At 70.2% G+C, this 15,166-nt stretch carries 17 protein-coding genes; 13 read left to right on the top strand and 4 right to left on the bottom strand.

The genetic code is table 11. The annotated features are described in order from the left end of the window. Positions 1 to 21 precede the first annotated feature (21 nt). The 5 genes from I7X39_RS10685 to I7X39_RS10665 all read left to right on the top strand — a co-directional run bounded on the left by I7X39_RS10685 (position 22) and on the right by I7X39_RS10665 (position 4,620). The gene (locus tag I7X39_RS10685) at positions 22 to 1,524 is read left to right on the top strand and encodes a YifB family Mg chelatase-like AAA ATPase (protein ID WP_198111136.1); all 1,503 of its coding nucleotides are present in this window, start codon (positions 22 to 24) and stop codon (positions 1,522 to 1,524) included. A 196-nt stretch (positions 1,525 to 1,720) separates the two neighbouring features. Then, positions 1,721 to 2,377 (top strand): hypothetical protein, encoded by a 657-nt coding sequence (locus tag I7X39_RS10680; RefSeq protein ID WP_198111135.1) that lies wholly within the window; start codon positions 1,721 to 1,723, stop codon positions 2,375 to 2,377. A gap of 5 nt (positions 2,378 to 2,382) precedes the next feature. Next, positions 2,383 to 2,619, top strand: a complete 237-nt coding sequence (locus I7X39_RS10675) for a hypothetical protein (protein ID WP_198111134.1) — start codon at positions 2,383 to 2,385, stop codon at positions 2,617 to 2,619. Between the two features lie 2 nt (positions 2,620 to 2,621). After that, a complete protein-coding gene (locus tag I7X39_RS10670) occupies positions 2,622 to 3,554 on the top strand; it encodes an HprK-related kinase A (protein WP_198111133.1) in 933 nt (310 codons plus the stop codon). Then, on the top strand, positions 3,547 to 4,620 hold the full coding sequence (locus I7X39_RS10665; protein ID WP_198111132.1) for a nucleotidyltransferase domain-containing protein: 1,074 nt from the start codon (positions 3,547 to 3,549) through the stop codon (positions 4,618 to 4,620). The genes I7X39_RS10670 and I7X39_RS10665 overlap by 8 nt, the downstream gene beginning before the upstream one ends. Here I7X39_RS10665 and ubiA read toward each other — a convergent pair whose 3' ends face one another. Further along, a complete protein-coding gene (gene ubiA / locus I7X39_RS10660) occupies positions 4,621 to 5,517 on the bottom strand; it encodes a 4-hydroxybenzoate octaprenyltransferase (protein ID WP_198111131.1) in 897 nt (298 codons plus the stop codon). Between the two features lie 136 nt (positions 5,518 to 5,653). On the opposite strand from ubiA, the gene I7X39_RS10655 reads away from it, so the two are divergent. Then, positions 5,654 to 6,379, top strand: a complete 726-nt coding sequence (locus tag I7X39_RS10655; protein WP_198111130.1) for a hypothetical protein — start codon at positions 5,654 to 5,656, stop codon at positions 6,377 to 6,379. Here the strand turns inward: I7X39_RS10655 and I7X39_RS10650 are convergent, their stop codons facing one another. Further along, on the bottom strand, positions 6,380 to 8,083 hold the full coding sequence (locus I7X39_RS10650; protein ID WP_198111129.1) for a M14 family metallopeptidase: 1,704 nt from the start codon (positions 8,081 to 8,083) through the stop codon (positions 6,380 to 6,382). 225 nt (positions 8,084 to 8,308) lie between these two features. Between I7X39_RS10650 and I7X39_RS10645 the strand changes: the two genes are divergently transcribed. The 3 genes from I7X39_RS10645 to I7X39_RS10635 are packed head-to-tail and all read left to right on the top strand — an operon-like array spanning position 8,309 to position 10,814. After that, a complete protein-coding gene (locus tag I7X39_RS10645; protein WP_198111128.1) occupies positions 8,309 to 9,442 on the top strand; it encodes a DUF3369 domain-containing protein in 1,134 nt (377 codons plus the stop codon). A gap of 56 nt (positions 9,443 to 9,498) precedes the next feature. Next, positions 9,499 to 10,014 (top strand): single-stranded DNA-binding protein, encoded by a 516-nt coding sequence (ssb, locus tag I7X39_RS10640; protein ID WP_198111127.1) that lies wholly within the window; start codon positions 9,499 to 9,501, stop codon positions 10,012 to 10,014. Beyond that, positions 10,014 to 10,814, top strand: coding sequence for an META domain-containing protein (locus I7X39_RS10635; protein ID WP_198111126.1), 801 nt, complete (start codon positions 10,014 to 10,016; stop codon positions 10,812 to 10,814). The genes ssb and I7X39_RS10635 overlap by 1 nt, the downstream gene beginning before the upstream one ends. Here the strand turns inward: I7X39_RS10635 and I7X39_RS10630 are convergent. Both I7X39_RS10630 and I7X39_RS10625 read right to left on the bottom strand, forming a co-directional pair. After that, a complete protein-coding gene (locus tag I7X39_RS10630) occupies positions 10,811 to 11,170 on the bottom strand; it encodes a hypothetical protein (protein WP_198111125.1) in 360 nt (119 codons plus the stop codon). The two genes, I7X39_RS10635 and I7X39_RS10630, sit on opposite strands and share 4 nt — an antisense overlap. Next, the gene (locus I7X39_RS10625) at positions 11,170 to 12,117 is read right to left on the bottom strand and encodes a TraB/GumN family protein (protein ID WP_198111124.1); all 948 of its coding nucleotides are present in this window, start codon (positions 12,115 to 12,117) and stop codon (positions 11,170 to 11,172) included. The genes I7X39_RS10630 and I7X39_RS10625 overlap by 1 nt, the downstream gene beginning before the upstream one ends. 69 nt (positions 12,118 to 12,186) lie before the next feature. Between I7X39_RS10625 and I7X39_RS10620 the strand changes: the two genes are divergently transcribed. The 4 genes from I7X39_RS10620 to I7X39_RS10605 are packed head-to-tail and all read left to right on the top strand — an operon-like array spanning position 12,187 to position 15,166. Continuing rightward, entirely contained in the window at positions 12,187 to 13,155 is a 969-nt protein-coding gene (locus I7X39_RS10620; protein WP_198111123.1) for a KpsF/GutQ family sugar-phosphate isomerase, read from the top strand. After that, complete coding sequence (locus I7X39_RS10615) at positions 13,156 to 13,728, top strand: KdsC family phosphatase (RefSeq protein WP_310739907.1); 573 nt, start codon at positions 13,156 to 13,158, stop codon at positions 13,726 to 13,728. After that, positions 13,725 to 14,393, top strand: a complete 669-nt coding sequence (gene lptC / locus I7X39_RS10610; RefSeq protein ID WP_198111122.1) for an LPS export ABC transporter periplasmic protein LptC — start codon at positions 13,725 to 13,727, stop codon at positions 14,391 to 14,393. The genes I7X39_RS10615 and lptC overlap by 4 nt, the downstream gene beginning before the upstream one ends. Further along, positions 14,390 to 15,166, top strand: coding sequence for an SDR family oxidoreductase (locus tag I7X39_RS10605; RefSeq protein ID WP_198111121.1), 777 nt, complete (start codon positions 14,390 to 14,392; stop codon positions 15,164 to 15,166). Before lptC ends, I7X39_RS10605 begins: the two co-directional genes overlap by 4 nt.

The following is a 15,166-nucleotide window of genomic DNA, read 5'->3' as shown; positions in this document are numbered from 1 at the left end:
CAGCAAAGAGGGGAGGGATCGATGAGCTTGGCCTTGCTGCACAGCCGCGCCTTGGCGGGCCTGAGCGCTCCGGCGGTCACGGTGGAGGTGCATCTGGCCCCGGGGTTGCCCAGCTTCACGCTGGTGGGCCTGGCCGACACCGAGGTCAAGGAAGCACGCGAACGCGTGCGCGCCGCCCTCACCAGCTGCGGCCTGCGCTTTCCGCACGATCGGCGCATCACCGTCAACCTGGCGCCCGCCGACCTGCCCAAGGAAGGCGCCCGCTTCGACCTGCCCATCGCCATCGGCCTGCTGGCCGCCAGCGGCCAGCTCGAAGGCGTCCAGCTGGACCAGTTGGAATGGGCTGGCGAACTGTCTCTGAGCGGCGAGCTGCGCCCGGTGCGTGGTGCGCTGGCCCAGGCCCTGGCCTTGCGCAGAGAAGGGGCGCCGCGCGCCCTGGTCCTGCCCGAGCCCAGCGCAAGCGAAGCGGCCTGGGTCGAAGGCGTGCAGCTGCATGGCGCCAGGCACCTGCTGGATCTCGTCGCCGCCCTCAAGGAAGGCCCGCTGCCCAGCCTGCGCGCGCCGGCCCCCGAGGCCGCGCCGGCACCTGCCCTGGATCTGCGCGACGTGCGCGGTCAGGCCGGCCCCAAGCGGGCACTGGAGGTGGCGGCGGCGGGCGGGCACCATCTGCTGCTGGTCGGCCCGCCCGGCACCGGCAAGTCCATGTTGGCGCAACGCCTGCCCGGCCTGCTGCCGCCGCTGCCCTTCGAGGCCGCACTGGAATCAGCGGCCCTGCAGTCCCTGGTAGGCCGCTTCCGCCCCGAGGCCTTCGCGCAGCGGGCTTTCCGCAGCCCGCACCACAGCGCCTCGGCGGTGGCGTTGGTGGGCGGCGGCTCGCCGCCGCGCCCGGGGGAGATCTCGTTGGCGCATCAGGGCGTGCTGTTCCTCGACGAACTTCCCGAGTTCAACCGCCAGGCGCTGGAAGCCCTGCGCGAGCCGCTGGAGACCGGACGCATCCACATTGCCCGCGCCACCCGCAGCAGCGAGTTCCCCGCCCGCTTCCAACTGGTGGCTGCCATGAACCCCTGCCCCTGCGGCCAGCTCGGCAACCCGCTCAAGGCCTGCCGCTGCACGCCCGATCAGGTGGCGCGCTACCAAGGCCGGCTGTCCGGGCCGCTGCTCGATCGGCTGGACCTGCTCGTCGAAGTACCGCTGCTGGCACCGGCCGAACTGGCCGCGGCCCCCAGCGGAGAAGGCACCGCCGCCGTGGCAGCCCGCGTGGCGGACGCGCGTGCCCGCGCGCTGCACCGGCAGAGCTGCAGCAATGCAGACCTGCCGCCCGGCACCCTGCACGAGCACGCCCCGCTGGCGCCTGCCGCCGCCACGCTGCTGCAACAGGCCGCCACGCGCCTGGCCTGGTCCGCCCGCGCCCAGCACCGGGTCCAGCGGGTCGCGCGGACCCTAGCGGACTTGGCGGGCCGGGCCGAGCTCCAGGTGGCGGATGTGGCGGAGGCGATCCAGTTCCGGCGCGCGCTGCCGACCTAATGCCCGCCGGCATTTCCGCGACTTTGTGCTGTCGCCGCACCACCCATTCAGGGGCCTGCCGGTCGGTGCCCCGTCTGTGAATGTGTGAAACACTCTCGGCGCAAGAGTACGTCAAGCCCGAGCATTCCAGTGCGCGGGAGCACGTTTCGCGGTGGCGCAGGGCCAGCGCCAACCACCAGTTCTTCAGGGTGCCTTTATGAACGAAACCCAACGCCCCGAGCAGCCTTCCGTCGAACCGCAGCCGATCCGTTCTCGTCGCCGCTTTCTCGGCGCTGGCGTGGTCGTGCCGCCGACCCTGCTCACCCTGGCCAGCCAGCCGGCACTGGGCGTGACCTGCTTCACGCCGTCGCGCTCGCTGTCGCGCAATACCAGCGTGTCGCAGCAAGGCAAGAACGGTGAGTGCACCGGCGCGGAGTCGCCCGGCAATTACAAGGCGCAGCAGGATTCCAGCAGCAACGCTTACCACTGGCCTGCCACCTTCCCGCCGAGCACCAAGTTCCACTCGGTCTTTTCGGGCAGCCGCTACATGGTCAGTGGCGTCAGCCTCACGCTGGGTCAAGTGCTCAACTTGGGCCCGAATACCACTCCGGGGGATCCTGGCAAGGTGGCCTTCCATCTGATCGGCGCCTTCCTGAACATCAACGGCGGCAATGGCGCCGTCATCCCGCCGCACATCATCGACAGCACGGTCATCAAGAACATGTGGACCGAGTGGGACACCAAGGGCTACTACGAGCCCATGGCCGGTGTGAAGTGGTACGCCGACTACACCATGGTGGGTAGCACGGTCACCGTGGCGGCCCCGAACGGCGGCATCAAGGGCTATCTGCTCTCGAACGGCATCGTCAAGTAAACCCGGTGCCTCTGGCGGATTCACAGCGCTTCCTCATCAAGCGCTGGCCAGAGGGGCTGGTGGTGTTTGACCGCCAGTTGGGCGACACCCATGCCATGGGCGAGCCCACGGCCAGCCTGTTCGAAGCCTGGCTGGAACAACCGGAAGCCGAACTGGCGCAACTGGCCGCCAGCCTGCCGGCCGACGAGGCCGTTCGAACGGCCGCCGTGCAAGAACTGCAGCGCCTGTTTCCCGGCTCCTGATCGTGACGCGCCACCGCAGAGTCGGGGACTTCTCCCTGACGGAATTCCGCAACCATCTGCGCACCGGTCGCCTGGCCATCCAGAGCGGCCCTGTCAGCTGGCAGCTGCATTGCGAACTGCCGGATGTGGCCAGCGCGCTCCACGGCCTGTATGCGGCCCACCCCTGCGAGCTGGACCCGGCCTTCGCGGACTACCACGTGGCCCTGCGCACACCTCGCAACCTGCGCCGCTGGCTGCGCCCGCAAGTGCAGTTCTGGATTGACGACCAGGCGCCCTTCGAACCCCTGCCGCGCGACCAGGCGCCGGCCATGCTGGAGTGGGGGCTGAACTGGTCGCTGGCCGCCTCGGCCCACCAATGGCTGACCTTGCACGCTGCTTCACTGGAGCGCGAGGGCCAGGTGGTCATCCTGCCGGCGCCGCCGGGGTCCGGCAAAAGCACCCTGTGCGCCGCCCTGGCGCTGCGCGGCTGGCGCCTGCTGTCGGACGAGCTGACGCTAATCGAGCCCGCAAACCTGGACGCGCTGGCGCTGGCCCGGCCGGTCAATCTGAAGAACGCCTCGATCGATCTGATCCGCGCCTTCGAGCCCAGCGCGCGCTGGGCCCCCGAGGCCTATGACACCCAGAAGGGCCGCGTCACGCATCTGGCCCCGCCGGCCCAGGCGGTGGAACGCATGCATGAGCCCGGACGGCCCCGCTGGATCGTGTTCCCGCGCTACCAGGCGGGTGCCGAACCGCTGCTAACGCCGCGCAGCAAGGTCGCCACCTTCACCCACTTTGCCGAGAACGCCTTCAACTACTCCATCCTGGGTGAGTTGGGCTTCGATACCGTCGCCCGGCTGGTGGACCAATGCGAGTGCTACGACTTCCAGTACAGCCGACTGGACGACGCCCTCGAAGTCTTCAACTGGCTGCTGCGGCCCGAAGCCGATGACTGAGGCCTTGCTGCTGCCCCTGTTGCGCGATCCGGCTCGTCTGGCCGCTTTGTCCTTGACCCACTGGGACGGCCTGCTGCGCCAGGCGCGCGCCAGCAACCTGATCGGTCGCCTGGCACTGGCCGCACCGAGCAGCGCGCCGGCACCGGTGCAGCCGCATCTCCTGGCCGCGCGCCGGCTGGTCGAGCACCAACGGCATGCGATCCGTTGGGAATGCAACCATCTGGCAGAGGCCTTGGACGGCCTGCAACTGCCCGTGGTGCTGCTCAAAGGGGGCGCCTATGCCCTGGCCGACCAGCCCGCTGCCCGCGGCCGCCTGTTCGGCGACATCGACCTGCTCGTGCCCCGCACGACGCTGGGGCCGGTGGAAGCCGCGTTGATGGCACGCGGCTGGACCAGCGGCGGCACCGAGGCCTACGACCAGCGCTACTACCGACAGTGGATGCACGAGTTGCCGCCCATGGTGAACCACCGCCGCGGCACCGTGGTGGACGTGCACCACAACCTGCTGCCGCTCAGCGCCCGCCGCGTGCCCGATGCCGAGCGCCTGCTGGCCGACAGCCTGCCCATCCCGGGCACCCCGTTCCGGCGCCTGGGGCCCTGCGACCAGGTGCTGCATTGCGCCAGCCACCTGTTCCACGAAGGCGAGTTGCGCAATGGCCTGCGCGACCTCCTGGACCTGCAGGCCTTGCTGCAGGAGCACAGTGTGCAAGCCGATTTCTGGCCCGCGCTGGAAGTGCGCGCGCGCCTGCACGGGCTGGAGTGGCCGCTGCTGCTGGGCTTGCGCTACAGCGAGCGCCTGCTCGGCCAGAAGCTGCCCTCAGGCCTGCAGGAAGCGCTGCAGGCGCAATGCGGCTGGAGCGATGCACGCCTGGCCTGGATGGACTGGCTCTACCTGGGCCTGCTGCAAGCGCCGCTGCCCTCCGCCTGGCGCCTGCCCGAGCACCTCGCCGCGGCGGGCCTGTACCTGCGTGCGCACGCTCTGCGCATGCCGCCCGTGCTGCTGGCGCGCCATCTGGCCCGCAAGGCGGTGCTGCGCGTGTTCAAGCACAGCAGCCGCGGCCCCTGATCAACGCCAGAGGTCGATCAGCACGCCGGCAAACAGCGTGGCCCCCACCCAGTGGTTGAGCCGGAAGGCGCGGAAGCAGCCCGCGCGCGAACGGTCGGCAATCAGCCGGCCGTGCCACAGCACCTGACCTGCCGCCACGGCCAGGGCTGCACCGAAACCCCGGCCCAGGCCGAAAAATCCCAGCCCCAGCGCGCCCCAGCCCAGCAGGAACAGCACATAGAACGCCATCACGCCGGCCACATCGAAGCGGCCGAGTGTGATGGCGCTGGTCTTGATGCCGATCTTCAAATCGTCCTCGCGGTCGACCATGGCGTACTCGGTGTCATAGGCCAGCACCCAGAACAAGTTGACCAACAGCAATCCCCAGGCCGCCCAGGGCACCGCGTCCGCCACGGCCGCCGGGCGCCAGTCGTTTGCACCCAGCACCGCACTGAAGGCCATCGGGATGCCGAAGCTGAAAGCCACGCCCAGCACCGCCTGCGGCATCGCCAGCACGCGCTTGGCAAAGGGATACGCGATGGCGATGGCCAGCGCCGGCACGGAAAGCCAGATGGTGGGTGGGTTCGTCGTCAGCACCAGCAGGAAGGCGATGAAAGCGAGCAGGCCGCCCAGGGCCAGGGCCTCCTTCACGGGAATGGCACCGGTGGTGACCGGGCGCTGCGCGGTGCGCTCGACATGGCGGTCGAACTCGCGATCCGCCACGTCGTTGACGCAACAGCCCGCCGAGCGCATCAGCACCGTACCCCCCGCGAAGACCGCCAGCAGGTGCCAGCCCGGAAAGCCATCGGCCGCCAGCCACAGGGCCGAGAGCGTGGGCCAGAGCAATAGCAGCCAGCCGGCCGGGCGGTTCCAGCGGATCAGATCAAGGTAGAGACGCCAGCGCGAGAAGGAGAGCATCTCGGCATTATCGAAAGCCGGTGCGTGGCCCGCGCTTGTCACCAGACCGTCACGGGCGGCGGCCAAGATGGGCGGCCCTTCTGGTTTCCACCAAGCTCCCATGCTGACGCGCCGCGCCCTGCTTCCTGTCCTGCTCATGCCCTTGCCTCTGTTCGCCCAGGGGCGCAGCGCCGAATCCGCCCTGCTGCTGGGCGCCCAGCTGCGCATCGGTGTGGAGCGGCTCGCCAAGCTGGAGCTGGAGCGCCCCCTGCTGCCCGAACGCGCCGGCACGGAACTGAACAAGGAACGCCCGCGCCTGCTGGACACGCTGGCGCAGCTGGCCGACCCGCGCCAGCGCCCCACGGCCCTGGCCGGGCGGCGCCTGGCACAACTGGAGCGCGCGCTCGAAGACGCCCAGCTCTTCGTGGACCGCCGCGAGGCCCCGCCCACCCAGGTACTGCGCGAGAGCGAGGCCCTGGCCGTGCGGCTGGGCTTCGTGACCACGGCCCTGTCCTCCGCCGTGGCCGATGGCGAGCGCGGCGCCCTGGTGGACCTGCTGGCGCGCGCCAGCGCCAGCGCGCTGCGCGTGGGCAAGCTCAATTACGCCGCCACCGGGCTGCGCCAGCCGCCGGCCGAGGTGGCAGTGGGGGCGCAGCAGTCGCTGCTGGAATTCCAGTCTGCCCTGCAGGCCCTGAACCCGGCGGCGCTGCCGGACAAGGCGCGCCATGAACTGGAACAGGCCCAGCACCAGTGGTTGCTGTTCCGCGCCGGCCTGCAGGACAACGGCCTGCTCAAGCCCAGCGCCCGCCTGACGGACCTGGCCAGCACCACCGACCGCATGGCCGAATCGCTCGGCCGCATGGCGCGGCGGCTGCTGGCCTGATCAGTCGAGCACCAGCTCGGTCCGCACCACCCCGGCGCGCTCGTGGCGGGCGGTCAGCAGCAGGCGGGTGCCGCGCGGTGCGCGCACCAGCCATTCGGTCACGGCGCGGTCAGCCGTCACTTCCTTGCTGGGCACGAAATGGTGCGGGCTGCTCTTGGGCGCATGGCCTTCGAGCTGCGGTCCCACCACGCGCGGCTTGCCGCTGATCAGCTCGATATGCGGATCGCCCTGCGGCAGCTGGATCTCGAACACCACGCCACGCACCACCTCGCGCTGGAGCGCTTGTTGGGTCACATGGCTGGGCAGGAAGCCGCTGTTGCACACCGCCAGGCGCACGCGCCAGGTGTCTTCGCCCAGCGCCTGTGCGCGCGCCTGCAGCAGCTCCAGGCGCGGCAGGGAAAGGGCCAGCTGGTTCATCCACAGCGGGAACTGCTGCACCTCCTGCTCGCGCAGTTGCGGCGGCGGGTTGCGCCAGAAGTTCATCAGGTCCCAGCCGCCGATCTCCACTTCCCCGAGCTGCGGGTGCTGGAAAGGCTTCCAGTTGACGAAGGCGGTGTCGGGGCCGAGCGAATCGCTCCAGCGAATCAGCTTCAGATCATGCTCGGCGGGGTGCTCGCGGTACCAGTCGATCCACTTGTAGTCGGTGATGCCGGCGGCCTTGTTCGGGCTCCACAGCTCCACCACCCAGAACAGCGCCCCCAGGTGCTCGTAGAACCACTGCTGGGTGCCGGTGATGACTTCCTTGGGGTGGTACCTGAAGTCGTGCCAGGTGCTGATGGACGGATAGCCGGTGTGCTGGGTGGCCAGCTCGCTGAAGCGCTTGATGGACCAGAGGTCCTCGGGAATCATGTCGTCGTCGCTGCGCGTGCCGCAGCAGCGCAGGATCACGCCCGAGTGCGTGTGGTAGCTGATGGCCGCGCCGATGTTGGGGTGCTTGACGGCAAATTCCACCACCGCGCGCACCTCGGGCTCGCTGGTGGGGTACGGGCCGGCACCCACCTGCTCGAACTCCTGGCGCCACTCGCTGGGGAAATTGCGGTTCAGGTCCAGGCCTTCAACGTCCTTGTTGACGCGCACCTGGATGCCATCGAAGCCCTGCACGAAGCCTTCGGGCATGACGCGGTAGTAGGTGCCGCCGAACTCGCCCGGCGCACGCGGGATCAGCACGCGCGGGTCGTCGGGGTGCTGGCGCCAGCCGCCATTGGCGTCCTTGATGCGCATGCTGAGGATGCGGCCGTCGCCGTCGATGTCCTCGGGCGTCAGGCCATCCACCGGCGCTTCGTCATAGGGGTAGCGGCGTGTGCCCGAACGCACATGGCGCGGGCGCTCGGCCAGCGCCAACTCGGCGCCATCCGGGCACAGGCGCGGGGCCAGGTAGATGGTGCGGGTGTCCAGCAGCCGGGTGATGGTGGCGTCGCTGCCGTAGCCGCTCAGCAGCTGGTGCAGGTAGTACAGGCAGGCGGTGGAGGCCAGCAGCTCGGCGGCGTGGATGTTGCCGTCCACCCAGAGCGCCGGCTTGTCGGCGTGCGCGCCAGTGTCGTAATTGGTCAGGGCCAGCAGCCAGATGTCGCGGCCCTCCTGGCTCTTGCCGATGGAGAACTTCTCCACCAGCCGCGGCCGCGCCGCCGCGTAGGCGTCCAGCAGCTCGCCCAGCTCAGCATGGTTGTAGAAGCGTTCGAAGCGGGGTTGCGGCAAGGGCGGCATGGCGGGAAGGGGAAACGCAAAGCGGGCGATTGTTGCGGCCCGGCGCGGTCGCGCCGAAGCGGCCCAGCCCTTCCGGGCGTGCAAAACGCCCGGCGCAATGCCCTCCAAGGGACTTTGCCAATGGCGTTCCCCCGGGCTTGGACAGGCCGGCACTCTGGCCTATAAGCTGGACTGGCCAGCAGCTGCGGCATCCCGCCGCCGCCCCGACCCGGGGAACATCGCCGCATGAACGCCGTGGACACACCGAACGAAGACGACTGGCTGATCGACGACAGCGACACCGGCAGCACGCAAACGCTGCCGCCCTGGCGCGTGCTCGTCGTGGACGACGAACCTGACGTGCACTCGGCCACCCGCCTGGCCCTGTCCAACGTGGTCTACAAGGAGCGCTCGGTACAGGTGCTTTCGGCCTACTCCGGCACCGAAGGCTTGATGATGCTGCGCCGCGAGGCCGACATCGCCCTGGTGCTGCTGGATGTGGTGATGGAGACCGAGGACGCCGGCCTGCGCCTGGCGCGGCAGATCCGCGAGGAGCTCAACAACCATCTGGTGCGCGTGGTGCTGCGCACCGGCCAGCCCGGCCAGGCGCCCGAGCGCGAGGTCGTGCTGCAGTACGACATCAACGACTACAAGAACAAGACCGAGCTGAGCAGCCAGAAGCTCTTCACCACCGTCATCAGCTCGCTGCGTGCCTACGAAGGCCTGAACATGATCGAGCGCAACCGCGCCGGTCTGGAACGCATCCTCGAAGCCTCGACCGATCTGTACCACGTGCGCTCGCTGCGCGAGTTCGCCTCCGGCGTGCTGAACCAGGTCAGCGCCATCCTGGACGTGGGCGCCGACGGCGTGCTGTGCGTGCTGCACGAGGCCGACCAGCCCAGCCCCAGCACCCCGGTGGTGGTGGCCGCCACCGGCGCCTATGCGCACATGGCCGACTCGCATACGCCCGAACTGGCTGCCCAGCCCTTCTGGAGCGCCGTGCAGCAAGCGTTTCGCGAGCGCCGCAGCAGCATCGATTCCCGCAGCGCCGCACTCTATGTGGGCACTCCCGAGCAGCACGAGTTCGTCGTGCTGGTCACCCCGCCCTTGCCGCTCGCCGAGCTGCAGCGCGAACTGCTGGAGACCTTCTGCGACAAGATCGGCTGGGCCTTCGACAACCTGCACGCGCTGGACGCCATGCGCCAGGCGCAAGGCCGCTTCGTGCAGGGCATTGCCGAGCTGTTCCAGGCCCTGCAAAGCGGAGATGCGCGGCAGCTGCCCGCCCGACTGGAGCCTTTGCTCGACCATCTGGCCCAGCAGGGCCTGGGCAGCATCGACGCCGCGCAGCTGCGCCAGCGCCTGCTGAAGGCCTGCGGCTAAGCCACCCCACTATCATTCCGCCCCCTCTTCATTCACACCGTTTGGTGGAGCTCGTCATGGCCTCGGTCAACAAAGTCATCGTTCTCGGCAATCTGGGGCGCGACCCCGAACTGCGCTACACGCCCTCGGGCGCGGCCGTCTGCAATGTGTCCATCGCCACCACGCGCAACTGGAAGAGCAAGGACAGCGGCGAACGCCAGGAAGAGACCGAATGGCACCGCGTGGTCTTTTATGACCGTTTGGCCGAAATTGCCGGCGAATACCTGAAGAAGGGTCGCCCGGTGTACGTGGAAGGCCGCCTGAAGACCCGCAAGTGGCAGGACAAGGACGGCCGCGACAACTACACCACCGAGATCATTGCCGAACAGATGCAACTGCTGGGTGGCCGTGAGGACGGTGGTGGCGGTGGTGGCGGCGGCTATGCCCGCGGCGGTGGCGACGACTACGGCCACGAGGCCCCGGCCGAGCGCCCGCAGCGCCCCGCCGCCCGCCCGGCCCCGCCGCAGCGTCAGGCCCCAGCGCCGAAGCCCGCCAGCGGCTTCGACGACATGGACGACGACATCCCCTTCTGATGTTCCCGCGCAGCGCCGCCGCGCTTGCGGCCTGCGTGCTGGCGGCGGCCTGCAGCAGCCAACGAGCCATCGAGCCGGCCCGCCCGATGCCGGCTGAGGCAACGGCAGCCCCGCAGCTGCACCCCGTCGCCAGCCCCCCCAGCGTCGCGGCCCCCAAGGCCGTCCCGCCGCGCTTCGAGGCCCAGGGCCACCAGCCGCGCTGGAGCCTGCGCCTGCAGGGACAGGACGAAATCCTTTTCGAGGCCGAAGACGGCCTGCGCTTCCGCACCCAGACCCTGTTCACCCCGGACACCAGCCCGGGCGCGGCGGCCCTGGGCATCGAGGTGCAGGGCCACCCCGCTCTGATCTCCGCCGAGCGCCGTCTGTGCCACGACGCGCAGAGCGCCCAGCCCCATCCCTGGCAGGTCAGCGTGACCTACCGTGGCAAGGTCTACCTGGGCTGCGGTGGCCGCCCGGCCGCGCTACTGGAAGGCGCGGCCTGGCAGGCCGATGCCCTGGACGGCGCCCCCTCGCTCAGCCCCGGCCTGAGCAGCCTGCAGTTCGAGGCCGACGGCCGGCTCAGCGGGCGCACGCCCTGCAACCGCTTCACGGCCGGCTTCGACACCCGCGAAGGCGGTCTGAGCCTGAGCGCCCCGGCCAGCACGCGCATGGTCTGCCAGGATCCCGCACGCCAGGCCGAGGAGGCCGCCCTGCTGGCTTTCCTGCCACAGGTGGCGCGCTTCGACTTCGAGCCCAGCGGCGACCTGCTGCTGCGCGCCGCCGATGGGCGGCGGCTGCGCCTGTCGCGGCCGGCGCGCTAAAGCGCGTCCTTGCCGCCCGCCGTCTCGCAGCGCTGGGTGGCGGGCACGCAGCGTGCGCCCGGGTCCATCAGGGCGATGCAGGTGCCCAGCCGACCGCTGGCCTGGTTCTCGGCACGGCGTGCGGCGCGGTGCGCCTCGGCCAGGCTCTCCAGTCGCTCCGGCTTGGCGGTCAGCGTCGAATAGGGCAGGTACTGCTCCGGCCCGCCACAGGCGCGGTTGCCCACGGCCAGGGTGCGGCATTGCGCCGTTTCGGTGCAGCGCGGCACGCCGATCTCGCGCTCGATCTGGGCGCGCAGCTCCGCCGCCGTGGGGCTGGCCGCTCCGGCCAGCACGATGAGATAAGCAGCCAGCGTCATCAGTGCAAACGCTCCACTTCGAAACCCTGGGCCTTCAGCAGGCCCGGCAGGGCCTGGGGGCCACTCATGTGCAGCAGGCCCACGGCCGCCAGCACCGGCTTGCCCTTGCCATGTTCCTCGGCAATGCGGCGCGCCAGATGCGGATTCCGGTCGTCGTTGAGCATCTTGTGGAAGGCGCGCTCCTCTTCACTGGGCTTGCACTGGCACAGGGTTTCGATGTCCCCCAGCAGCGCCAGATCACCCTCGACCCAAGCCTTGCCCAGGCGCTCCAGGGTGCGCGGACTCTCGCCCTTTTCCAGGCCTTCCAGCGTCATGTGCAGCATGCGGCGCGCCTTCGCCTCCTCCTTGGGCAGCAGCACCGACATCTGCAGGCCGATGGTTTCCAGCGCCACGATGGGGCGCTGCAGGCTGCGGGCGGCGCCCAGCAGGGCCATCTCCTGGCCGAAGGCCGGATCCAGCCCGGCACGGCGGCCGGACAGCGCCACATAGGTCACCGCCTGCATCACCGGGTGCAGATGCGCCAGCGCCTGCGTGGGCACGCAGGCGGCCTTGGCCTGCGTGTCCAGGCGCTGCTGCTCTTCCGCGCTGAGCGGCAGCGGGGCAGCGCTGCGCTGGGCCTCGGCCATTTCGCGCTGGGTGTCGGGCGCGGTCACGTCCACCTCCACCGCCAGCACCTCGGTCTCGCGCAGGGCCTGGCGCAGATTGGGGCCGGGAAAGATCCAGTCCAGTTGGCCGACATGGGCGGTGCCGTACAGGTAGGAGGTGCGGCCGTCCTTCTTCAGCTTCCACAGCGCGCCGCGGTCGCGCGCCTTGGCCTGGCCCTGCTGCAGCTGCTCGGGCGTGGGCGGGGCCGCCACCGGGGGGCAGTCCTGGGCCAGGGCCTGCAAGGGGGGCACCCACAGCGCCAGCAGGGCGCACAGGGTGGACGCAAACAGTCGAACGCTCATCACAAACCTCGGCAGGAACTGGGCGCAAGCCCGCAGGGGCTGAATCTTGCCTCGATAAACTGCCGCCCCATGCCTCCCAACCCGATTGCATCCGCGCGCGAAGCCCTGCGCATCGAGGCCCAGGCCCTGACGGCCCTGATCGACCGCATCGACGATTCGATGGCGCGCGCCGTGCAAATTGTGCTGGCCAGCCGCGGCCGCGTCATCGTCATGGGCATGGGCAAGAGTGGGCATGTGGGGCGCAAGATTGCCGCCACCCTGGCCAGCACCGGCACGCCGGCCTTCTTCGTGCACCCGGCCGAAGCCAGCCATGGCGACTTGGGCATGGTGACCGCCCAGGACCTGGTGCTGGCCCTCTCCAACAGCGGCGAAAGCGATGAGTTGGCGGTCATCCTGCCCGTCATCAAGCGCCTGGGCGTGCAGCTGATCGCCATCACCGGCAACGCCCAGTCCACGCTGGCCCGCCACGCCGACTGCGTGCTGGACAGCCGCGTCGAGCAGGAGGCCTGCCCGCTGAACCTGGCCCCCACCGCCAGCACCACCGCACAGATGGCCCTGGGCGACGCGCTGGCCGTGGCCCTGCTGGACGCACGCGGTTTCCGGCCCGAGGACTTCGCGCGCTCCCACCCCGGCGGGGCGCTGGGGCGCAAGCTGCTCACGCACGTGAAGGACCTGATGCGCCAGGGCGAGGCCCTGCCCACCGTGGCGCCGAACACGCCCTTCACCGACATGATGAAGACCATGTCCGCCAAGACCCTGGGCTGCGCCGCGGTGGTGGATGGCAGCGGCGTCCTGCAAGGCATCTTCACCGACGGCGACCTGCGCCGGCTGATCGAGCGCGGCACCGACCTGCGCCCCTTGCGCGCCGCCGACGTGATGCACGCCAAGCCCCGCACCCTCAGCGCCGAGGCCCTGGCCGTGGATGCAGCCGACCTGATGGAGGAGGCGCGCATCACCGTGGTGCTGGTGGTCGATGAAGCCGGACGTCTGGTCGGCGCCGTCAGCAGCAACGATCTGCTGCGCGCGAAAGTGATCTGAGTGAAGCCCGTCCTTTCCTTCCCGCCCGAACTGCTGCTCCTCGCCCAGGGCGTGGGCCCCGGCATGAAGGCCGTGATCTTTGACGTCGACGGCGTGCTCACCGATGGCCGCATCTACATCGGCGAACAGGGTGAGAGCTTCAAGGCCTTCAACACGCTCGACGGCCATGGCCTGAAATCCCTGCAGCACGCCGGCATCGAGCCCATCGTCATCACCGGGCGCGACGCCCCCGGCGTGCGCCGGCGCATGGTCGATCTGGGCATCCGCCACGCGCTCTACGGCATCAAGGACAAGCTCGCTGCCGCGGAAGGCCTGCTGGCCGAGCTGGGCATCGCCTGGAGCGAAGTGGCCGCGATGGGTGACGACTGGCCCGACCTGCCGCTGCTGTTGCGCGCCGGCCTGGCCATTGCCCCGCCTGGTGCCCATGCCGAGGTGCTGGCGGTGGCGCAGCACGTCACGCGGGCGGCGGCGGGCTATGGCGCGGCGCGGGAAGCCTGCGATTTGCTGCTGGTGGCCGCCGGGCAGTACGGCCGGATCTTTGAAGCGCATTGCCAGACGCTGGACGGGAAATGACCAGTCCGGCGCTGGCCCCCCTGGGCGCGGGCACACCGCGGCGCGCCCGCCAGTCCTGGGTCTGGCGCATCCAGACCTGGCTGTTCAACTACCTGCCCCTGGCCGTGCTGGCCCTGGGCGCGCTGTTCACCACCTGGCTGGTGCGCCAGACCCCGCTGCCGCAGGGCCCCACCGAGGCCGTGCCGCTGCGCCATGTGCCCGATTACGAGATGCGCCAGTTCGAGCTGCTGCGCTACCTGCCCGACGGCCGCCAGCAAGCCTGGCTGCGCGGTGAGCGGCTGCGCCACTACCCGGACGACGACCAGATCGAGGTCGACCAGTTGGAGCTGCGCATGCAGGACGAGCTGGGCCGCACCCTGCTGGTGACCGCCGCTCGCGGCCAGGGCCCCGCCAAAGGCGAGCGCCTGGTGCTCAGCGGCGCGGTGCAGGTGCGCCGCTTCGCGGTGGGCGCCGACCCCGGCAGCGCCGCCCCCGAGTTGGAGCTGCGCACCGAGAAACTCACCGCCCTCGTGCCCGAGCGCCGCCTGCAGAGCGATGTGGCGGTGGACGCGCGCGCCCCTCGCCTGCAGCTGCAGGCCCAGGGCTTCGACTACCAGCACGCCAGCGGCCTGCTGAAGTTCCGCGGCCCCAGCCGCACCGTGATGCAGACCCTGCCCCGCCCATGACCCAGCGACTCGTCTTCATCACCGGCGCCTCCAGCGGCATCGGCCAGGCCCTGGCCCTGCACTACTACCGCGCCGGCTGGCGCCTGGCCCTGCAGGCCCGCCGCGTCGAGGTGGTGCAGGCCTGGGCGCAGGAACAGCAGCTGGACCCGGCGCGCTGGGCCGTCTACGGCGCCGACGTGGTGGACGCCGAGGGCTTCCAACGCGCCGCACTGGACTGCCTGGCCCGCCAGGGCCTGCCCGACACCGTGATCGCCAGCGCCGGCGTCAGCATCGGCGTGGACACCGCGCTGGCCGAAGACCTGCCCGTCTTCAAGCAGGTGCTGGACACCAATGTCTACGGCACCGCCGTGAGCTTCCAGCCCTTCATCGAACCGATGCGCCAGCGCGGCAGCGGCCGCCTGGTGGGCGTGGCCAGCGTGGCCGCCATCCGCGGCCTGGCCGGTCATGGTGCCTACTGCGCCAGCAAGGCCGGCGTGGTCAGCTACTGCGAGGCCCTGCGCATCGAATGCCGCGGCAGCGGCGTGCAGGTGGTCACCCTGGTGCCCGGCTATGTGGATACGCCGCTGACGCGCGTGAACAGCTACGCCATGCCCTTCCTGATGCCGGCCGATGCCTTTGCGGCCAAGGCCTTCGCTGCCATCGAAGCTGGTGTCAGCTACCGCGTCATCCCCTGGCAGATGGGCGTGGTGGCCAAGCTGATGCGGGTGCTGCCGAACTTCTTGTTCGACAAGTTGCTGAGCGGGCGCGGCCGCAAGCCGCGGGCCGAGGGTTGA

The sequence above is a fragment of the Inhella proteolytica genome (genome assembly GCF_016093275.1).
Lineage (GTDB): Bacteria > Pseudomonadota > Gammaproteobacteria > Burkholderiales > Burkholderiaceae_C > Inhella > Inhella proteolytica.
This window is presented reverse-complemented; position numbering and strand designations above follow the sequence as displayed.